We start from the raw sequence: 18385 nt of genomic DNA on the forward strand, positions 1-18385 counted from the left end.
TCTAATATGAGATATTTTAAAACACTAGTCTTTTCTTTGGTTGTATTATTTTTCATTTCATGGAATAATGAACCTAAACCAATAAGAATACTATTAGTAGGAGATAGTACTACCATTGGTAATGTGCCAAGGGAAATTAATCCTGAAGGCCTTCATTTGGAGCAAATGATAGAACAATTGGCAAAGGGAGAGGGTTTACCAGATATAAAAGTTATTAATGCAGGAAAGGGTGGAGAGACAGCAAAACGTTTACTAGGAAGTAAACATTATAAAACAGCCATAGCACCTGTTAAAAATGTAGATTATATATTTTTAAGAATGGGAATAAATGACTGGTTTAAATGTAAAGACCTAAAAGCAGAGTATCCTTTGCAAATGAAAGCACTAATCGATCAATTACGTATGGATCATCCAAAAGCTATTATTTATTTGTGTACCATAACTAGTTTTATGAAACCCAATGAATGTAAAGAAGTTAATGATTTAATCTATCAAATTGCTAAGGACGAAAAATTACAAGTTCTTGATATTTTCACACCTTATAACAATTACTTAATAGCTAATGGTAGAAATAGTTTAAGTGTTCGTCAGTGTTATTTATCACATATACCCGAAAAATATCACGAATGGTTAAAACCATATACCTATTATAGAAAAGGCTGGGGCAACAAACCTTCGGGATATGTTGTAAAAGTTAATGATATGTCTCTTGACCCTATTTTAGGACATATAAAACAGTGGTATTATGATAGGCACCCAAATACTACAGGGTATAATTTAATTGCCAATGAAACGGTTAAGTTCTTAGCGGTAAGACTGCGTTAAATTTGATTCAAATAGGGACTATTATTTATAGATTTACTGTCAAAGACACATACTTAACTTAAGGGTACAGTTTTTAACTGTCCAAATAATATATTTACCATCAAGAAAATCATTTTTTAATATCATTAGTCCTATGAGTCTAAAAAGCACGTTTACATTTTTATTAGTTACACTGTCTCTATTTTGCTGTAAGAGTAAGGTGGAAGAAAAAAACACTATAGAGAGTTCTCTGAAGGATTCCAAAAAACCTAATATCGTTTTATTATTTGTAGATGATTATGGTTGGGCAGATGTAGAATACAGAAATCCTATTTTTAAAACACCAAATTTAAATAATCTTAAAAAAGAAGGTCTAGATTTTAAGAGGGCTTACATTCCAACTCCAACTTGTAGCCCAAGCAGATTGTCTTTATTAACAGGTAAAGAAGCTATTAGATTAGGGATGCCACGTCATATATCAATAGATCCTAAGGATCCAGAAGCCGAGTATAATTTATGGCCAACAGACCCAGTCCAAAGGCCTTCTAGGAATTATTTGCCGCTTGAAGAGGTTACTTATGCGGAAAGGTTAAAGGAGCTTGGGTATTATAATATGTTTATTGGCAAGTGGCATTTAGGGCATGTTGGTCGTTATCCTATTGACCAGGGTTTTGATGCTGAATTTGGAGTAACTGATCATGGTCACCCAAAAAGTTATTACTACCCATTTTTTAAAGATGGAGACCCAAGGGGGTTTATGAAAAACTATAAAAAAGGAGATTACCTTACAGACGTATTAACGGATGGAGCAGTTGACTTTATTGAGAATTATGATAAAGTCCAACCGTTTATGATGTCTTTCTGGTATTATTCGGTACATGGTCCGTCTATTGGAAGAAAAGATTTATTAAAGAAATATCAGGATGCTGGTTTAAAAGGTAAGTATGCACATCATGCAGCCATGGTTGAGGCTATGGATGAATCAGTTGGTCGTGTTAGAAAAGCTCTAAAGGATAAAGGAATATCTGAAAATACAGTATTTATAGTATTATCAGACCAAGGAGGAGCTTACTCAAATGCGCCATTAAGTGGTGGGAAAAAAGGAGGAAACACTCTTGGAGAAGGCGGTGCTAGAGTGCCTTTTATGGTTTATTACCCAGGAATTACCAAACCAAATACCGAAACTAATATTCCTGTGCAATCTATTGATTTATATCCAACTTTAATTGAGATAGCTTCAGGTAAAAAGTATAAAAACAATCAAATTCAAGGTGTAAGCTTATTACCTGTTTTGAAGGGTGGTGAATTAGAAAAGCGAAGCTTGTATTTCTTCAGAAGTTATGAAGATCAGTATGCTGCAGTAATTTCAGGAGACTGGAAATTAGTAAAATACCATTCTGGTAAATTTCAACTATTTAATGTAGCTGAGGATATAAGTGAACAAAACGATTTGATTGGAACAGGTTTAGAAATTGAGAATGTTCTCAAAGAAGATATCGCAACATGGGAAAAAGAAGCTGTTCCAGCTTATTAAAGCTAATTAGAATAAGCATGAGTCATATTTGCACGTACATATTAGTAGTTTTTGTTAGTATATCAAATGTGTTTTCACAAAGCTTACCGGCAGATATCACTTTTTTTAATCCAACAATTGGTGCTTCTGTACAAACTATTAACCCTTCTGCAGGAACTGGTGATGATTCACAAACCTTCATAAATGCTATTAATACTGTTAATGCCTCTGGTGGCGGAAGAGTAATTGTAAATGCTGGAACTTATAGGGTTTTAGAGGTTCCTTTAAAATCTAATGTACATATAGAAGTAGATTCAAATGTAACGTTATTGCCTTACAATTATATAAGTAATAATAAATCTTTATTTGATGCCGATTCTAATTCTGGAATCAGTAATTTCAGTATTGTTGGAATTGGAGGAGATTTTAATATAGATTTCGCTAGTCTACAACCAGATGCTAGAATTAGAGCAATTAGTTTTAAGTTTTGTAGTAATTTTAAAGTTGCTAATTTTAATATTAATGATAATAACACCGTATTCTCTGGGTTAATCTTTGGTAGTAATCATGTAACAATTAGTACACCAGACGGCAATAGAATTCAATCAATTAGAGGTGTTCCAAACGGAGGCATAATTGAAAATGTTAGCATAACAAATGCTCATTACGGTTACGGGTTAATACAAACACAATCTGGGAAAAACTTATTGTTTAGGAACTTAAATGGTATTGGAGGTGCTACCTTAAGATTAGAAACCGGTTATTCACTAATACAGTATACCGAACTATTTGATTTTGAAGATTTAAAATTAGATAATATTTGGGCAAGAAATATTGAATGTACTAATGGTCAAAGTGCCCTACAATTATCACCACATACTTTGGACCAGGGATATTTTAATGTAAGTGGGGTAATTGGGAATAGCTGTGAAACAGCAGTTGTTTGGTCTTCAGGCTTTACAACAGATGATGAGGAGGCTAATGGTCTAACTCCTGGCTCCTATAACAGTACGTCAAAAATTAGAGATGTAACCTCAACTTTTGGCCAAAATGCACAATTACACAAATCAAAACGATTACGATATATACCGTGTGCATTAAGAGTAGAACGTTCTGGAGGCATTGGTATTGCTACTACATTAAATGTTGATGGAGAAAGTAGAACGGGGCCGGCCATAGGTGCTGTTATAAGACAAGCAGATAAACCTGGCGATTATGATTTAGATTTTCCTGTAACTGAAGTAACGGCAAATGGGTATAATATTAATGCCTATTATTTGCCACAAAACGCCTTTTTTGTTGATAGTTACGATGATTATGAAATATGTAATGAAAGTGTTAGTGGTCTTAGCTTTTGGATACCTGTTGACGAAAGAAATACGCCAAACTCCAGAAATCCATTGGAAAACGGTTTAAGCGTTGAGGAAGAATCTTCAGGGATACTTAAAGTTTATCCTAATCCATCATCTGGTTTGTTGAGTTTTAGGGTTCCTAAAGACTTAATTATAAAAAATATTCAAATTAAAAACTTGCTTGGTAAAGAGGTTTTTAAGGATAGAATAATTAACAAAAAAACAATTGATTTAGGCTTTCTATCTAAGGGTGTCTACCTATTATACATTGATGATAATTATAAACAAAAAATAGTGTTGAATTAATGCTTAAGCGTTAATCTAAATAACCAAATATGAATTTAAATAAATACGTATTCCTATTACTTACCATAATGCTAATTATGGCTTGTGAAGAAAAAAAGGAATCAAAAGAAGCACAAGCTTCAATCTCTTTAAATCAAACCAAAAAACCAAACATCATTTTTCTATTAGCTGATGATATGGGGTATGGTGAATTAGGTAGTTACGGACAAGAAACGATTAAGACACCATTTTTGGATGAAGTGGCTTCAAAAGGACTTCGTTTTACAGATTTTTATGCAGGAACATCGGTTTGTTCACCTTCTCGAGCGGTTTTAATGACTGGAATGCACACAGGGCATGTGAGTATTCGAGGTAATAAAGGACTTTATCCTGATAAATATGATAGAGTGCCATTGAGAAAATCAGAAGTTACAATTGGAGAAATGCTGCAAAAAGGAGGCTATCAAACTGCTATGATAGGGAAGTGGCATTTGGGCATTCCAGAAGATATGTCTACATGGGCCAAGGGTAGAGGATTTGATTATGCGGTACAAGAGCAATGGGGTGTTTCAGCAAAAGGAAATGATCTTGATGAACGTTTACATTGGGTGAATAATGACCAAGATTCTGTATTTTATAATTACAATAATTACAAGTGTTTAGATGAGTTTAGAACAAACTTTGCTCTTGATTATTTAGATGAAAAGGAAGCCGACAAACCTTTCTTTTTATACATGTCATATAGAATTCCGCATTCGCATGAGCTCTTTTTAAGCAAAACAGATTTATATAATGATAAGATTGAAGAATGGCCGGAAATAGAAAGACGTCATGCAGCTAGAATAACTATGCTAGATACTCAAATAAAGCGTTTATTTGATAAACTCAGGGAAAAAGGCGAGTTAGATAACACCTTAATACTATTTTCAAGTGATAATGGTCCAACTAACGAAAACCATCATAGTTATAAATTTTTCAATAGTTCTGGCGGATTAAAAGGTTACAAGCGCGATGTGTATGAAGGAGGTATTAGAGTACCAATGCTGGCATACTGGGAAGGTAAGATTAATGAAGGGCAGACTACTAATCACCCTTCAACTTTCTATGATGTAATGCCAACTATAGCTGAAGTTGCAGGAGTAGATATTCCGAAGCAAACAGATGGTATTTCAATTTTACCTGAACTACTTGGAAAAGATCAACCTAAACATAACCACTTATATTGGGAAATTCAAGAAGGACCAACACAAAAAGGATTCAGACAAGCCGCTAGAAAAGGAAAATGGAAAGTGGTTCGTTATGGAGCTTCTTATAAAACGGAATTGTACGATTTAGAAGCAGATTTATTTGAAACCAATGATATTTCAAAACAACACCCTGAAATAGTTGAAGAAATGAACAATATTCTTAAATCAGAAAGTGAGGTTATAGAACATTACCCTAATTCAGGTGGGATTTTTAAGTAATTAGAAACATGATTAAACTGAATTTAATATTTTTTCTAATTATTATAAGTTTAAAGGTATCATTTATAGATGCTCAAATTGTCTACAGACCATTGCCGGCTGAATGGGAAAACCTTGTTTCCGGAGGTAACTTCATGGACCGTTTTCTCCCAATGCCAAAACGGACATTAGAAAAAGACATTTGGGGAGCTTATGCAACCAGACCTCGATATGTAGATAACGGCATTGAAGATGATTCAATTTCATATTGGGGAGGTAATATTATAAAAGGAGTTGACAATAAATATCATATGTTTTTATGCGGATGGCCTGAAGATAACCCAGAAGGACATATGGGCTATAAAACTTACTCTATACAGTATCATGCGGTATCTGAAAACTCTATAGGGCCATTTAAGGTAAAGGAAGTGCTTGGAGAAGGCCATAATACAGAAATACTTCAATTAAATGACGGTAAGTATATGGTTTATCATGTTACTGGAGGTAATCCTGAAAAACATTGTAACTATTTGTTATCAGAAAGTTTGGAGGGGCCGTGGGAAAAGCACGTATTTCAATTGGATAAGCGTGATCGGGAAACTCGTTTAGGTGGCGGAACCTGGTTCCATAACATGACCTTTACAAAACGAGAAGATGGTTCGGTTTTGATGATGAGCAGAATGGGCTCTATATGGGTTAGCAAAACAGGCACTAGTCCTTATCATTTAATCACAACAAAATCCGTTTATCCTATGGCTTCGGGTAAATATGAAGACCCGGTTATCTGGAAAGACCATGTTCAATACAATGCCATTGTAAACGATTGGATTGGGCGGACTGCATTCTATTTACGTTCTAAGGATGGTGTAAATTGGATTATTGAAGACGGTAGAGCCTATATTCCTGGTGTATCGTATCATGAAAATGGTCATATTGAAAATTGGTATAAATATGAACGAATGCGTGTGTTTCAAGATGACTACGGACGCGCCATACAAGCCAACTTTGCTGTGATTGATGCTAATAAACATGACGACTTATCAAACGATAGGCACAGTTCCAAAAATATTGGTATTCCTTTGAATCCGGGAATGCTATTAACTATGGAAACCACGCTACCTTTTGATAAAAACACAAAGAAGATTGAGGTACGGATAAAAGCTGAGGCTAATTTCAAGCCAATTATTGAAGTCGACATAGAATCATTGCGTTTTGGAGTGCATTCTGAAGTGAACTATGGAAGAGGTGCGAAAGCTTTAAAGGGAATCCCCGATGGAGAAGACCTTATTGTAGTATTTGAAGCTAATAACCATTACATTGATGAAGGGGTATTTGCCCCTAAAATATTGGGTAAAACCAAAAAAGGCGATATGTTATTTGGATATTGTCGTTTACCTTGGGTAAGTTATATAGAGCCTATTCTTTCTGCTCGTAAACCGGTGTTTAAAAAAGGGAAATTAACTATTGTCGTTGAAAACCATGGTCAAGTTTCTTCTAAACCAACCTATTTGACATTGAATAGTTTTGATGTAAATGGTAAATCTCAAGAATGGATAAATATTCCTGTACCAGTAATTAAGCCTTATGGGAAAACAGAGTTAAAATTAACTCTTATGGAGAAACTTATAAAAGGGAAAACCTATCCCGTGGCTATTAAGATACTATCCAGAGATTCTAAACCTGTTTTGTTTAGAACCAAATTAAATTTTTAATAGTGGAGTGTTCTAGACTCCAAACAAATTGATTTTATATAAAAATAATGAGCAAATATTTAAAACTAATTTTTGGATTATTGATCATAACATTTATATCCAATTGCGGCAAGGTTTAATCAAGAACATAAAGTTGTAATAATTGTAAACGGACAAAAACAGCATGTAAAACTTAAGGCAACCAAAGCATATAGAAAATCTTGGAAGACTTTTAAGACTAAGGCTACTTTAAATGCAGGAGCCAATTATATAAAAATTAGATGTAAGGATGTTAATGGTTTATCTATAGATGAATTAAATGTTAATTAGTTATGAAACATTGTAAAACAAAATTTTCAGGAATTGTCTTTGTAGCATTTTTTATACTATTGGCATCTTGCAATGAGAAAAAGGAAGTACAAGTTGAAAATAATCAAAACTCTAAACCAAATGTAATTCTAATCTATGCAGACGATTTAGGAAGAGGGATGTTGGGTACTTACGGTCAAAAAATAGTTAAAACTCCAAATATAGATAGGATAGCCAATCAAGGGATGAGGTTTGATAATGCCTATGGCTGTATGTATTGTGCTCCAGCTAGGGCAAGTTTATTAACAGGAATGCATGATGCTAGAAGAGACCAGTTTAACATATCCAATGCGGGTATTTGGATGGAATTAGACCAACGCTTAACTATGGATGAAATTACTGATATAATTCATAAGGTTATAAAACCAGCTGAAGAGGGCGAAGTGTTTTTAGGTCAGGTAGCTCAAATGGCAGGTTATAAAACGGCTCAGTTTGGAAAATTGGAATGGGGGTTTGCAACTACTCCACAGAGGATGGAACGACACGGTTGGGATTATCACTTTGGATTTTATGACCATAAAAGATGTCACGGATTTTATCCACCATTTTTATTTGAAAACGGACAGAAAATAGACATTCCTGGCAATACTCATATCAATTGTGCCAAAACACCCCAAGCGGAGTCTCCAGAAAATCTTACTATCAGAAGAAATATGGAAGGGAAAGAGGTGTATTCCGAAGATATTATTATGGATAAAATGATGACTTTTTTGGATGCTAATAATCCAAAGGAGACCAATAAACCCTTTTTTATTTATTTTCCATCACAACTACCTCATGGACCGGTAAGCGTGCCTGAAGTGCATGATGATTTTAAAAACAACCCAAATTTGACAGAACTGGAAAAGGAGTATGCTACTATGGTTAAAATTTTAGATTTAGATGTAGGAAGGATTCATAAAAAACTAGAAGAACTAGGTATTTTAGATAATACAATTATTGTTTTTACGGGTGATAATGGTCATGAGGTATACACCTTAGAAGAAGGAAGAACTGCCACAGATTTTGATGTAAAATCTGGTGAAGCTTATGATGACGTTAAAACCAAATTTTATTCAGAAACAGGAAACGATATTTTTGATGGTAATGATGGTATGGCTGGATTGAAGCGCTCTAATTGGGAAGGTGGTACTAGAGTGCCATTGTTCTGGTATTGGAAGGGCAATATTAAAAAAGGGCAGGTATCAAATCAAATGGTAAGTAATTACGATTTTTTAAATACTCTGGCCGAAATTGTGGGTTTACCACAAAGAACAGAAAAAGATGGTATATCATATGCTAAATCCCTATTTGGTGGTCAAAGTGAAGTTAGGGGGTATACCCCAACATCCTCAAAACTAGGACCAGCTTTGGTAACAAAAGATGGTTGGAAATTAAGGTATTATATCAAAAAGGATATTTTTCAATTATATTATTTACCAGAAGATTATAAAGAGGAGAATGATTTATCAGAAAAGTATCCTGAAAAATTAGAAACGCTAAAAGCTATTCTGTTTAAGGAATGTGGTAATGATTGGGAAAATGGCTATGGACCTATAAAGGAGAGTTATTCAAGATATAAAGCACCTAAGTTGAAGGATATTGAGAATAAACAGATTTTATAGATTTTACTTTTATGTTTAAAAATCCACTACACTTTTTTTGAATTAATGTACTGATAAATAATTAGTTAAGTACTCTTCTTTCTTTTATTTATTGATAGACACATTTTCTAAACCCACGCGCACATACTTTTTAATATGGCTGGATATTTTTGATTTAATTAATATCCATTTTTAATGAAGAAAAGTTTAGTCATAATAATTCTAGCCTTAAGTTTAAATTGCTGTAAGGAGAAAACTGAAGTAGAAAGGAAAACAGTAAAACCAAATATTATTTGGTTAATGGCAGAAGACATAAGTTTAGATTTGGAATGCTATGGTATGCCAGCGGTAAAAACACCTATGCTGAACAAAATGGCTAGAGAAGGCGTAAAGTTTAACAATTGTTTTGTAACAAATTCAATATGTTCTCCAAGTAGGTCAGCAATGATGATTGGTACGCATCAAGTTAAAACAAACACACATCACCACAGGAGCAATAGAGATGTTCCACTAGATAATCAATTCACACCATTCACTCAATTACTAAGAGAAAATGGATATACTACTATTCTTGGGAACCATGGTGTTTATAATAAGGGGAGAAAGATAGATGTTAACTTCAAACATAAAGCTTTAGGCGAATGGGATGGTAAAACCAAATTTGGGTTATTTGATAAATACGACACTTTTGAAAAAGATGATCAGCCTTTCTTTGCTCAAATTCAATTACAAATTACACATAGAGGGGATTGGTGGAACGAAATCCGTGAAAAATCAGAACATCCCGTAAACCCAGAAGAGGTGGTATTGCCAGATTTTATGGCAGATCACCCTACAGTACGTTTAGATTGGGCTAAATATTTAGATCAAATTGAATATATGGATAATGAGGTAGCTATGATTTTTAAGGAGTTGGAAGACAAGGGAATGGCAGATAATACCATAGTTGTTTTTATTGGTGATAATGGACGTTGCAATATAAAAGGAAAAGGGTATTTACATGATCCAGGGTTACATATTCCATTAATAGTGTATTATCCTGAGCAGTTTAAAGGAGGTCAAGTAAGAGACGATGTAGTTAGTGCTACCGATATTACGGCTACAATTTTAGATTTTGCAGGTATTGATACCCCAAGTTTTATGACAGGAAAACCAATTTTCAAAAATGACTTTGATAGAGAATATGTATTTGCTGCTCGCGATTTATGGGACGAGATAGATGAAAAATCAAGAGCAATAACATCAGGAGAATGGAAATATATTAGAAATGATAAACCAGATACACCATTTGATTCGCATCAGGCTTATTTGGAATTTTATAGACCTGCCGTTCATGTAATGAGAACTTTAAATGAAGAAGATAAATTGAATGATGCCCAAAAGTTCTTTTTTGAAAGTACCAAGCCCAAAGAGGAATTGTACAACCTTAAGGATGATCCTTTAGAGATAAACAATTTGGTAAACAACGCTGATTACCAATCAGTTTTAGAAGATTTAAGGGCTAAAACAATTGGTTTTGAAGATGATTTTGTTCCGGTAAGTAATGTTTATAATCCTGTTCATCCTATATCTGTAGACGCTTTAGACTGGGTTAAAACGGAAAGACCCATACTATATCAAGATATGCTAGACGGTGTTGAGATTGGGTTTAAAAAAGTAGTAAACGAATATAAAAAATCACAAAAGAAATAATGAAAATTAAAGATTTAAGATTAGGCGTAAGACTATTAACTAAGGTAATAGTAGTTGTTTCAATATTTGGCTTTTACAATTGCGAAGATGCCAATATTGAAACCATTAAGATTAATGATGAATGGAAGTTTAAGTTGTTGGAGGAGAATGATGCTGTTGAAAGTGATTACCATTTGGCAGATTTTAATGATGCAGATTGGGACCCTATTTGTTTACCACACACTGCAAATTTAGAACCGTTAGTGGTTAATAACCAATGGCAGGGAATATGTTGGTATAGAAAAGAATTGAAGGTGCCGGCTTCGTTTAAAGATAAGAAGCTTACTCTTGAATTTGAGGCTGCAATGAACCATTCTAAGATTTGGATTAATGGTATGGAAGTAGCTACGCATTTAGGTGGCTATTTACCTGTTGTTATTGATGCTAGTAAGTATTTAGAAGCCGGAAAGGTTAACAAAATTGCTGTTAGGTTAAACAATACTGATAATCCGCTTACAGGACCAAAACCCTTAAAAATATTAGACTTTAATATGTATGGTGGGCTTTATAGAAATGCTTGGTTGAAAGCTCAGAATAAAATTCATATTTCACATCCGGTTTTAGCAGATAAAACAGCAGGAGGAGGTGTGTTCATTACTTATCCTAGGGTTAGCGAATCTGAATCTGTTGTTAAGATTAAAACGCATGTGGTTAATGATGATAAAGATTCAAGTGAAGTTAAAGTTGTTCATTCCATTTTTTATGATGGAGAATTAATAAAGGAACAAACATCAAATGTCAATGTTATAGAGGCAGATACAGATTTCGAATTTGTTGAAGAAATTAATATTAACGATGCGAAGTTATGGTCTCCAAAAGCACCCAATTTATATCAAGTAGCTACAACGGTTTATGCTAACAATCAGATAGTTGATTCGTCATCAAATAGATTTGGAATTAGAGAATTCACCTTTAAAGACAATCAACTTTATATAAATGGAGAAAAGACTTTTTTACGCGGTGTAAATCGTCACCAAGATTACCCGTTTATTGGGTATGCGCTTTCTGATAATGCACAATATAGAGACGCAAAAAAAATAAAAGAGGCTGGGTTTGATTATATCAGATTATCACATTACCCGCATTCGCCTGCATTTATGGATGCTTGTGATGAATTGGGATTAGTAGTGGTCGATGCCATTTTAGGTTGGCAGTATTATTTAGATAATGATCAGTTTAGAGCATATTGCTATAAATCTGCCAAAGAATTAATCTATAGAGACCGAAATCATCCTTGTGTTTTGGCTTGGGAAGTGTCTTTAAATGAAACAAAGATGCCCGTTTTCTTTATGGAAGAATTAAACAAAATTGTACATGAACAATATCCTGGTGATAATGTGTATTCCTGTGGATGGATGAATGATGTTTATGATATTTTCTTTCAAGCACGTCAACATAGATTACTTCATCCGGAAAGATATGACGAGTCTAAACCATACTCGGTATCTGAATACGGAGATTGGGAATACTATTCTAACAATGCCGGTTTAAATCAGCATAGTTTATCTAGAACAGAACGTTATGAAACGAGTAGTCGTCAAAAAAGAGGATACGGTGAAGCTAGGTTGTTACAGCAAGCTTTAAATTTACAGGAATCTCATAATGATAATTTTAATACTACGGCTTACGCCGATAGTTATTGGGTAATGTATGACTATAATCGCGGTTATCACGATGATATAGAATATTCAGGTGTTATGGATATTTTTCGCTTGCCTAAATTCGGATACTATTTCTATAAAAGTCAAAGAGATTTAGATGAAGAAAAAGTGCTTCATATAGCTACTTATTGGACTAAAGAATCTCCTTTAAATGTGACTGTATTTTCAAATTGTGAGGAAGTGGCACTATTCTTAAATGATGAGTTAGTAGCTAAACAATTACCAACTAAGAGCAGTATTTCAAATAATTTAAAGCACCCTCCTTTTTCATTTAACATTGAATCATTTAAGCCCGGGACCCTTAAGGCAATTGGTTATGTTAACGGAAAAGAAGTTTCTGAACATATTGTTAAAACACCCAAAGCTGCCACTAAACTAAAAATGTGGCTAGATGAAAGTAGTGTGCCGGCAGAAGCTGGAGTAAATGATGTATTGTTTTTATATATGGTAGTTGTGGATGAAAATGGAACCATAGTACCAGGGTATTCCAATGAAGTTTCAGTAGAAATTAATGGAGATGCTGAACTTATGAATCAAGGGAGCATTGAGGCCGAGGCTGGAATAGCAACTGCTTTGATTAAAATTGGAAAACAAGCGGGAACTATAAGTGTAAAGGCAACCTCAAATTCACTTTCTGGCGATTTTCAGTGTACGGTAAAGTAGATGTAAATGCCTTTTAAATAGCCAAGGTATATAGTTTTAACATTCTTTTTAAATGATTTACTACTGAATACAATTTTTGTACTTGCGTGTACATAGTAAGCATACCAAATTTTGATATTTACATAGAATTAAGACCCATTAACTATATGATTTTCAGTAAAGTTTACACAAAATTAAAGTTGTCAGCAATATTTGCTTTGTTGTTTCTAATCACAAGTTGTAATAAGCAATCAACTCAGAAAACAGGATTATCAGAATCTGTTTTATTTACTTCTGAAATTTCTGAAGATGCAACCCCTGCAGTTGTTTCTAGAATTCTTTCTGCTGGTGAAAAAGCTATTTCTGAAATTAAGTTTGAAAAAGGTACTTATCACTTTTATCCAGATAAAGGAAAAGAGTCTTTTGAATATATTTCTAACCATTGTGATTTAATGGTTAGCACACCTTTTCCTATTGAACATTTTAAAAATTTAACGATTGATGGTCAGGGATCTACTTTCATTTTTCATGGAGTAATGATTCCGTTTTTAATTGAAAACAGTGAAAATATTGAGGTGAAAAATGTAACTATAGATTGGCATGAACCGTTTCATAGTGAAGGGTTAATAGTTGCAAATAACAATAAAAATAAAACTTTTGACATGACAATATCAGAGGCGTTTCCTTATGAAATTCGTAACGAACAGATTTACTTCATTAAAGAATTTTATGAGCATAGTGTAGGTCAAACTATTTTATATGACCCAGAAAGAAGCGCTATTGCTTTTAATACAGAGGCCTATACATCCATTTCTACAAGAACAAAGGCTTCTGTTAGAAATGGAATTGAAAATATTGATTATAAATACATAAATGATGAAAGAGCTCCTGAATATAAGAGTTTAGGTAATGAAAATAGGTTAACGGTAGAGCAACTCAAACCAGGTTTAGTCCGTGTTCATGGTCATAAGAAAGAAATGCCTCCAGTTGGAATGATTTTAACAATGAAGGGAGATCAGGGATTTAATAGAATTTCACCTGCTTTTAGAGTAACGCACACAAAAGGTTTTAATGGAATTAATGTAAATATTCATCATGCCGGTGGTATGGGTATTATTGCCGAAAATTCATCTGATTTGATATTAGATAATTTCAACATTACGCCATCAAAAGGAAGAATGGTTTCAACTACAGCTGATGCTACTCATTTTGTGGGTTGTAGTGGAAAAGTGGTGTTAAAAAATTCAACATTCAATAATCAGTTAGATGATGCTACAAATGTGCATGGTACCTATCAAAAATCTGTAGATGTTTTAGGGGATAACAAATTAGGAGTTAGAATGATGCACCATCAACAAAAAGGTTTTGTAATTGGTCAACCTAATGAAAAAATAGGATTGGTGCGTTTAGAAGATTCTTTTTTCCCGTATGCAGAAGTAACAATTAATAATATTGAATACGTAAACAGTAGATACCAAATCATCACTTTTAACGAAAATCTACCGGAAAGTTTCAAAGTAGGTGACCTAATTGAAAACTTAGATGGTTATCCTGATTTATTAGTAAAGAACTGTAAAATAGGAAGTAATAGAGCAAGAGGCTTACTGATTTCCAATCCGGTAAATACGGTTATAGAAGATAACTTCTTTAATACCGAAATGGAAGCCATTTTAATTCCTGTTGAAAGTGGACATTGGTTTGAATCTGGTAATGCAGCCAATGTTATTATTAGAAACAATGTGTTTCAAGATTGTCAGCATGGAGGAAAAAATAGAGGTGTTATTCGTTTTGCTACAGATGATGACAATGAGAATATTGCTTTTAAGAACATTGAAATATCCAATAATACATTCAATCAATTTGACAACCTAATACTTCAAGTTACTAATACAGACGGACTAAAGTTTTCAGGTAACACTATAACTAATTCTGGAACATTTCCAATGTTACATTCTGAAAACCCTGCTGTTAAAGTACAGGCATCAAAGAATATTTATTTCGAAAACAATAGCTATAAAGGTAAAGCTAGCTCAGTATTGGAATTAGCTGAAGGTATGCAAAAAATAGAATTTAATTAATACTAGCATTAACATATGAATTACAAACAAAACCACAGTAAAAGAATAATTGATTCTGGATAAAACAAGATGTTTTATCAGTATAATTTTTTCAATCAAATCTTTTAAATAATTAACAACAAACTAATTATAAACAAATGAAAATGAACAAACTAATAAAGGTCAACAAATCGACGTACAGCTATTTACTTGCGTTACTTTTTGTTGCCTTGTGTAGTGCTATGTCAGTGCAAGCACAAAATCTGACTGTTACAGGTACGGTTACCGGTTCTGAAGATGGTTTACCTATTCCAGGTGTTGCCATTGTTATAAAAGGAACTAATACTGGCTCGGTAACAGATTTTGATGGAAACTATTCAATTAATGCTAAAGTTGGTGATATGCTCCAGTTTAGTTATTTGGGAATGGAAAATGAGTCTGTAAAAGTAACAGGAAGCAAATTAAATGTAGCCATGGATTCTTCGCTAGAAGATCTTGAAGAAGTAGTGGTAATTGGATATGGAACAGTTAAAAAGAAAGAACTTACAGGGGCAGTAGCTCAGGTAAAATCTGAAGATATAGAACAATTTGTAACATCTGATGTTTCTTCAGCTTTACAAGGTCAGATAGCAGGTGTAAATGTTGTAGCCTCTAGTGGAGAACCAGGTGCTGCTGCTCAGGTACAAATTCGTGGTGTAACTTCTATTAGTGGTACAAATGAGCCATTATATGTAATTGATGGTGTTCCGCAAATAGGAGACCCTGGTTTAAGTCCAAACGAAATTGAAACTATTGATGTTTTGAAGGATGGGGCGTCAACCGCAGTATATGGTACACGTGGTGCCGCCGGTGTAATATTAATTACTACTAAACGCGGTCAAGAAGGAAGAATGAGTGTTACTTTTGATTCCAGTTATGGAATTCAAACTCTGGGTGACGGTATTCCTTTAATGAATACTGCAGAACAAATTTATTATGAAACAGCTCAATTTAATAATGGTGTTTCAGTCTTTCAACCAGGACCATTTAATAATGTTACATGGTTGAATAATGATAACAAATTTGATGATTATGTTTTGGTGAATAATGCCGAAACTAAGAGGCATAATTTAAATTTTACGGGGGGTACAAAGAATTTCACATATAATGCTGTTGTAGGATTGTTTGATCAAGACGGACAGCTTATTAATTCTAGATTTAAAAGGATAAATTCACGTATATCAACTACTTATAAATCCGAAAATTGGACCATTAACGGTAGTTTATCATTCACAACAGAAAAACGTGCTCGCGTAAGTGGAGGGTTAATTAATAGTGCTATTCGTTACAAACCTTATTATCCAAAAGTTGACCCAGATGTTGATGTTGTTATAACTAATGGTAATGGAGGGGTTACAACGCCTCTTAATCTTTTAGCCTTGGCTCTTAAAAGAAAAGATGATAGTAATAGAGATCGTTTTCAAGGAAACTTGAGTTTATCAAGAAAATTAGGAAACGATGTTACGTTTACTACAAGGTTGGGTAGTAGTATTACTAATGATATTCGTAATATTTTCATTCCTCAATATACGTTGTTTGATGTTACGGATAATACAACTGAAGTAGATCCAACAAAAAGTAGTGTAACAGCTAACACAATTAGAGCTACTGTACTTTCATGGGATGGTAGTTTAAACTATAAGAAAAAATTTGGAAATCATAATGTAGGTCTTCAAGCTACGGCAGCAATTGATGAACGGATTAGGGAAGAGTTTACTGCTATGAAACAGGGTGTTGCAAATAATAACATTACGGTATTAAACGGTGCAACAGTAAACCCTGATGTGTTTTCTGGTGGTGACTTTGGTAATGGAAATTATACAGAAACCGTTGTTGGTTTATTAGGTAGGTTTACTTATGATTATAAAGGAAAGTATTTATTGTCAGCTTTAGTACGTAGAGATGGGTCTTCTAAATTTGGAGCTGCTAATCGTTGGGGAACTTTTCCATCGGTATCATTAGCATGGAATGTTTCTGATGAGGCATTTTGGAGTTCTTTAAAACGAACAGTAAATAATTTCAAGATTAGAGCAAGTTACGGTGAAATAGGATATAATGGTTTCCCTAATTATGAATATGCTCCTGTTTTGGTTCAGGATACCGATTATATTTTTGATGAAACTGATGGTACCGTAGAATTTGGTACGGCAATAAAATCTTATGCTAATAGAGATGTGGTTTGGGAAACTTCTATTTCAAGAAATATTGGTGTGGATTTATCTTTTTTGAAAAATAAAATTACACTTACAGCAGACTATTATCATACAAGAAAAGAAGATATGTTATTCCCTGTACAACTGCCAGGTTCTGGAGGGTCTTTTTATGATAGAACTATTACTTTGAATGTAGGTAATATGACAAATAAAGGATTAGAGTTAGCTGCTAACTATAGAACCAAAATTGGTAAAAGTAAACTTACTATGGGGGCAACATTTACAAAAAATGAAAATAAGGTAACCAAAATGTTTGGAAGTACTTTAATTTATAATAATAATGCTCAGTTAGTTAACGGTCATGGTGGATCAACAGTAATTGCAGAAGGTTATGAAGTTGGTGCTTATTTCTTATATGAAACAGATGGTACTATTCAAACTCAAGAAGAGTTAGATGCTTATAGACAATTTCCATCAAGAGCAAATGCTAGATTGGGAGATTTAAAATATGTAGACTATAATGGAGATGGTGATATCACTTTAGATGATAGATACTATCATGGTAGCGGTTTACCTGAATTCGAAGTAGGGTATAATTTAAGATGGAATTATAAAAGTTGGGATTTTTCTATGAATTGGTATGCAAGTATTGGATCAGATATTTTAAATGGAACCAGTGCCGAAACTCATGTTAGAGGAAGACATAAAAATTTGGTAAACATGTGGACCTTAGATAACCCAACTTCTGGTATTCCTATTCATGCAGATGATGCTCAAGGGGCATTTAACTATAGAGGAGATACAGATTATTGGTTGGAAGATGGAGACTATTTAAGATTAAAACAGGTTACTCTTGGATATAGTTTGCCAAATGATGTTACAGAAAAAATTGGAATTTCAAAATTGAGAATGTATTTATCAGCTCAAAATGCACTTACATTTACTAACTATAATGGGTACGACCCAGAAATTGGGGGTAATGTACTTGCAAGAGGCGTTGATAAAGCTAAATACCCTTTAACCGCGTTGTATACGTTTGGTGTGAATCTTAAATTTTAAA

At 33.6% G+C, this 18385-nt stretch carries 10 protein-coding genes; all 10 read left to right on the plus strand.

Translation table 11 applies throughout. From position 1 onward, the window contains the following. Positions 1–6 precede the first annotated feature (6 nt). On the plus strand, positions 7–825 hold the full coding sequence (locus FUA22_RS04230) for an SGNH/GDSL hydrolase family protein (protein WP_147766573.1): 819 nt from the start codon (positions 7–9) through the stop codon (positions 823–825). Positions 826–958: 133 nt separating this feature from the next. Further along, positions 959–2338, plus strand: coding sequence for a sulfatase (locus FUA22_RS04235; protein WP_147766574.1), 1380 nt, complete (start codon positions 959–961; stop codon positions 2336–2338). A gap of 17 nt (positions 2339–2355) precedes the next feature. Continuing rightward, positions 2356–3975, plus strand: coding sequence for a T9SS type A sorting domain-containing protein (locus FUA22_RS04240; RefSeq protein ID WP_170309841.1), 1620 nt, complete (start codon positions 2356–2358; stop codon positions 3973–3975). 29 nt (positions 3976–4004) lie between these two features. Continuing rightward, positions 4005–5420 carry an arylsulfatase gene (locus FUA22_RS04245; RefSeq protein WP_147766576.1) on the plus strand — a complete coding sequence of 472 codons (1416 nt, stop codon included), beginning with the start codon at positions 4005–4007 and terminating at the stop codon, positions 5418–5420. 8 nt (positions 5421–5428) lie between these two features. Continuing rightward, a complete protein-coding gene (locus FUA22_RS04250) occupies positions 5429–7111 on the plus strand; it encodes a glycoside hydrolase family protein (RefSeq protein ID WP_147766577.1) in 1683 nt (560 codons plus the stop codon). 311 nt (positions 7112–7422) lie between these two features. After that, a complete protein-coding gene (locus tag FUA22_RS04255) occupies positions 7423–9063 on the plus strand; it encodes a sulfatase-like hydrolase/transferase (protein WP_147766578.1) in 1641 nt (546 codons plus the stop codon). A gap of 174 nt (positions 9064–9237) precedes the next feature. Next, positions 9238–10734 (plus strand): sulfatase family protein, encoded by a 1497-nt coding sequence (locus FUA22_RS04260; protein ID WP_147766579.1) that lies wholly within the window; start codon positions 9238–9240, stop codon positions 10732–10734. Further along, on the plus strand, positions 10734–13097 hold the full coding sequence (locus FUA22_RS04265) for a glycoside hydrolase family 2 TIM barrel-domain containing protein (protein WP_147766580.1): 2364 nt from the start codon (positions 10734–10736) through the stop codon (positions 13095–13097). The genes FUA22_RS04260 and FUA22_RS04265 overlap by 1 nt, the downstream gene beginning before the upstream one ends. 179 nt (positions 13098–13276) lie before the next feature. Further along, positions 13277–15154, plus strand: a complete 1878-nt coding sequence (locus FUA22_RS04270; RefSeq protein ID WP_241664748.1) for a right-handed parallel beta-helix repeat-containing protein — start codon at positions 13277–13279, stop codon at positions 15152–15154. 143 nt (positions 15155–15297) lie between these two features. Next, positions 15298–18384 carry a SusC/RagA family TonB-linked outer membrane protein gene (locus FUA22_RS04275; protein WP_241664749.1) on the plus strand — a complete coding sequence of 1029 codons (3087 nt, stop codon included), beginning with the start codon at positions 15298–15300 and terminating at the stop codon, positions 18382–18384. Position 18385: the final 1 nt, after the last annotated feature.

The sequence above is a fragment of the Seonamhaeicola maritimus genome (assembly GCF_008056315.1).
Lineage (GTDB): Bacteria > Bacteroidota > Bacteroidia > Flavobacteriales > Flavobacteriaceae > Seonamhaeicola > Seonamhaeicola maritimus.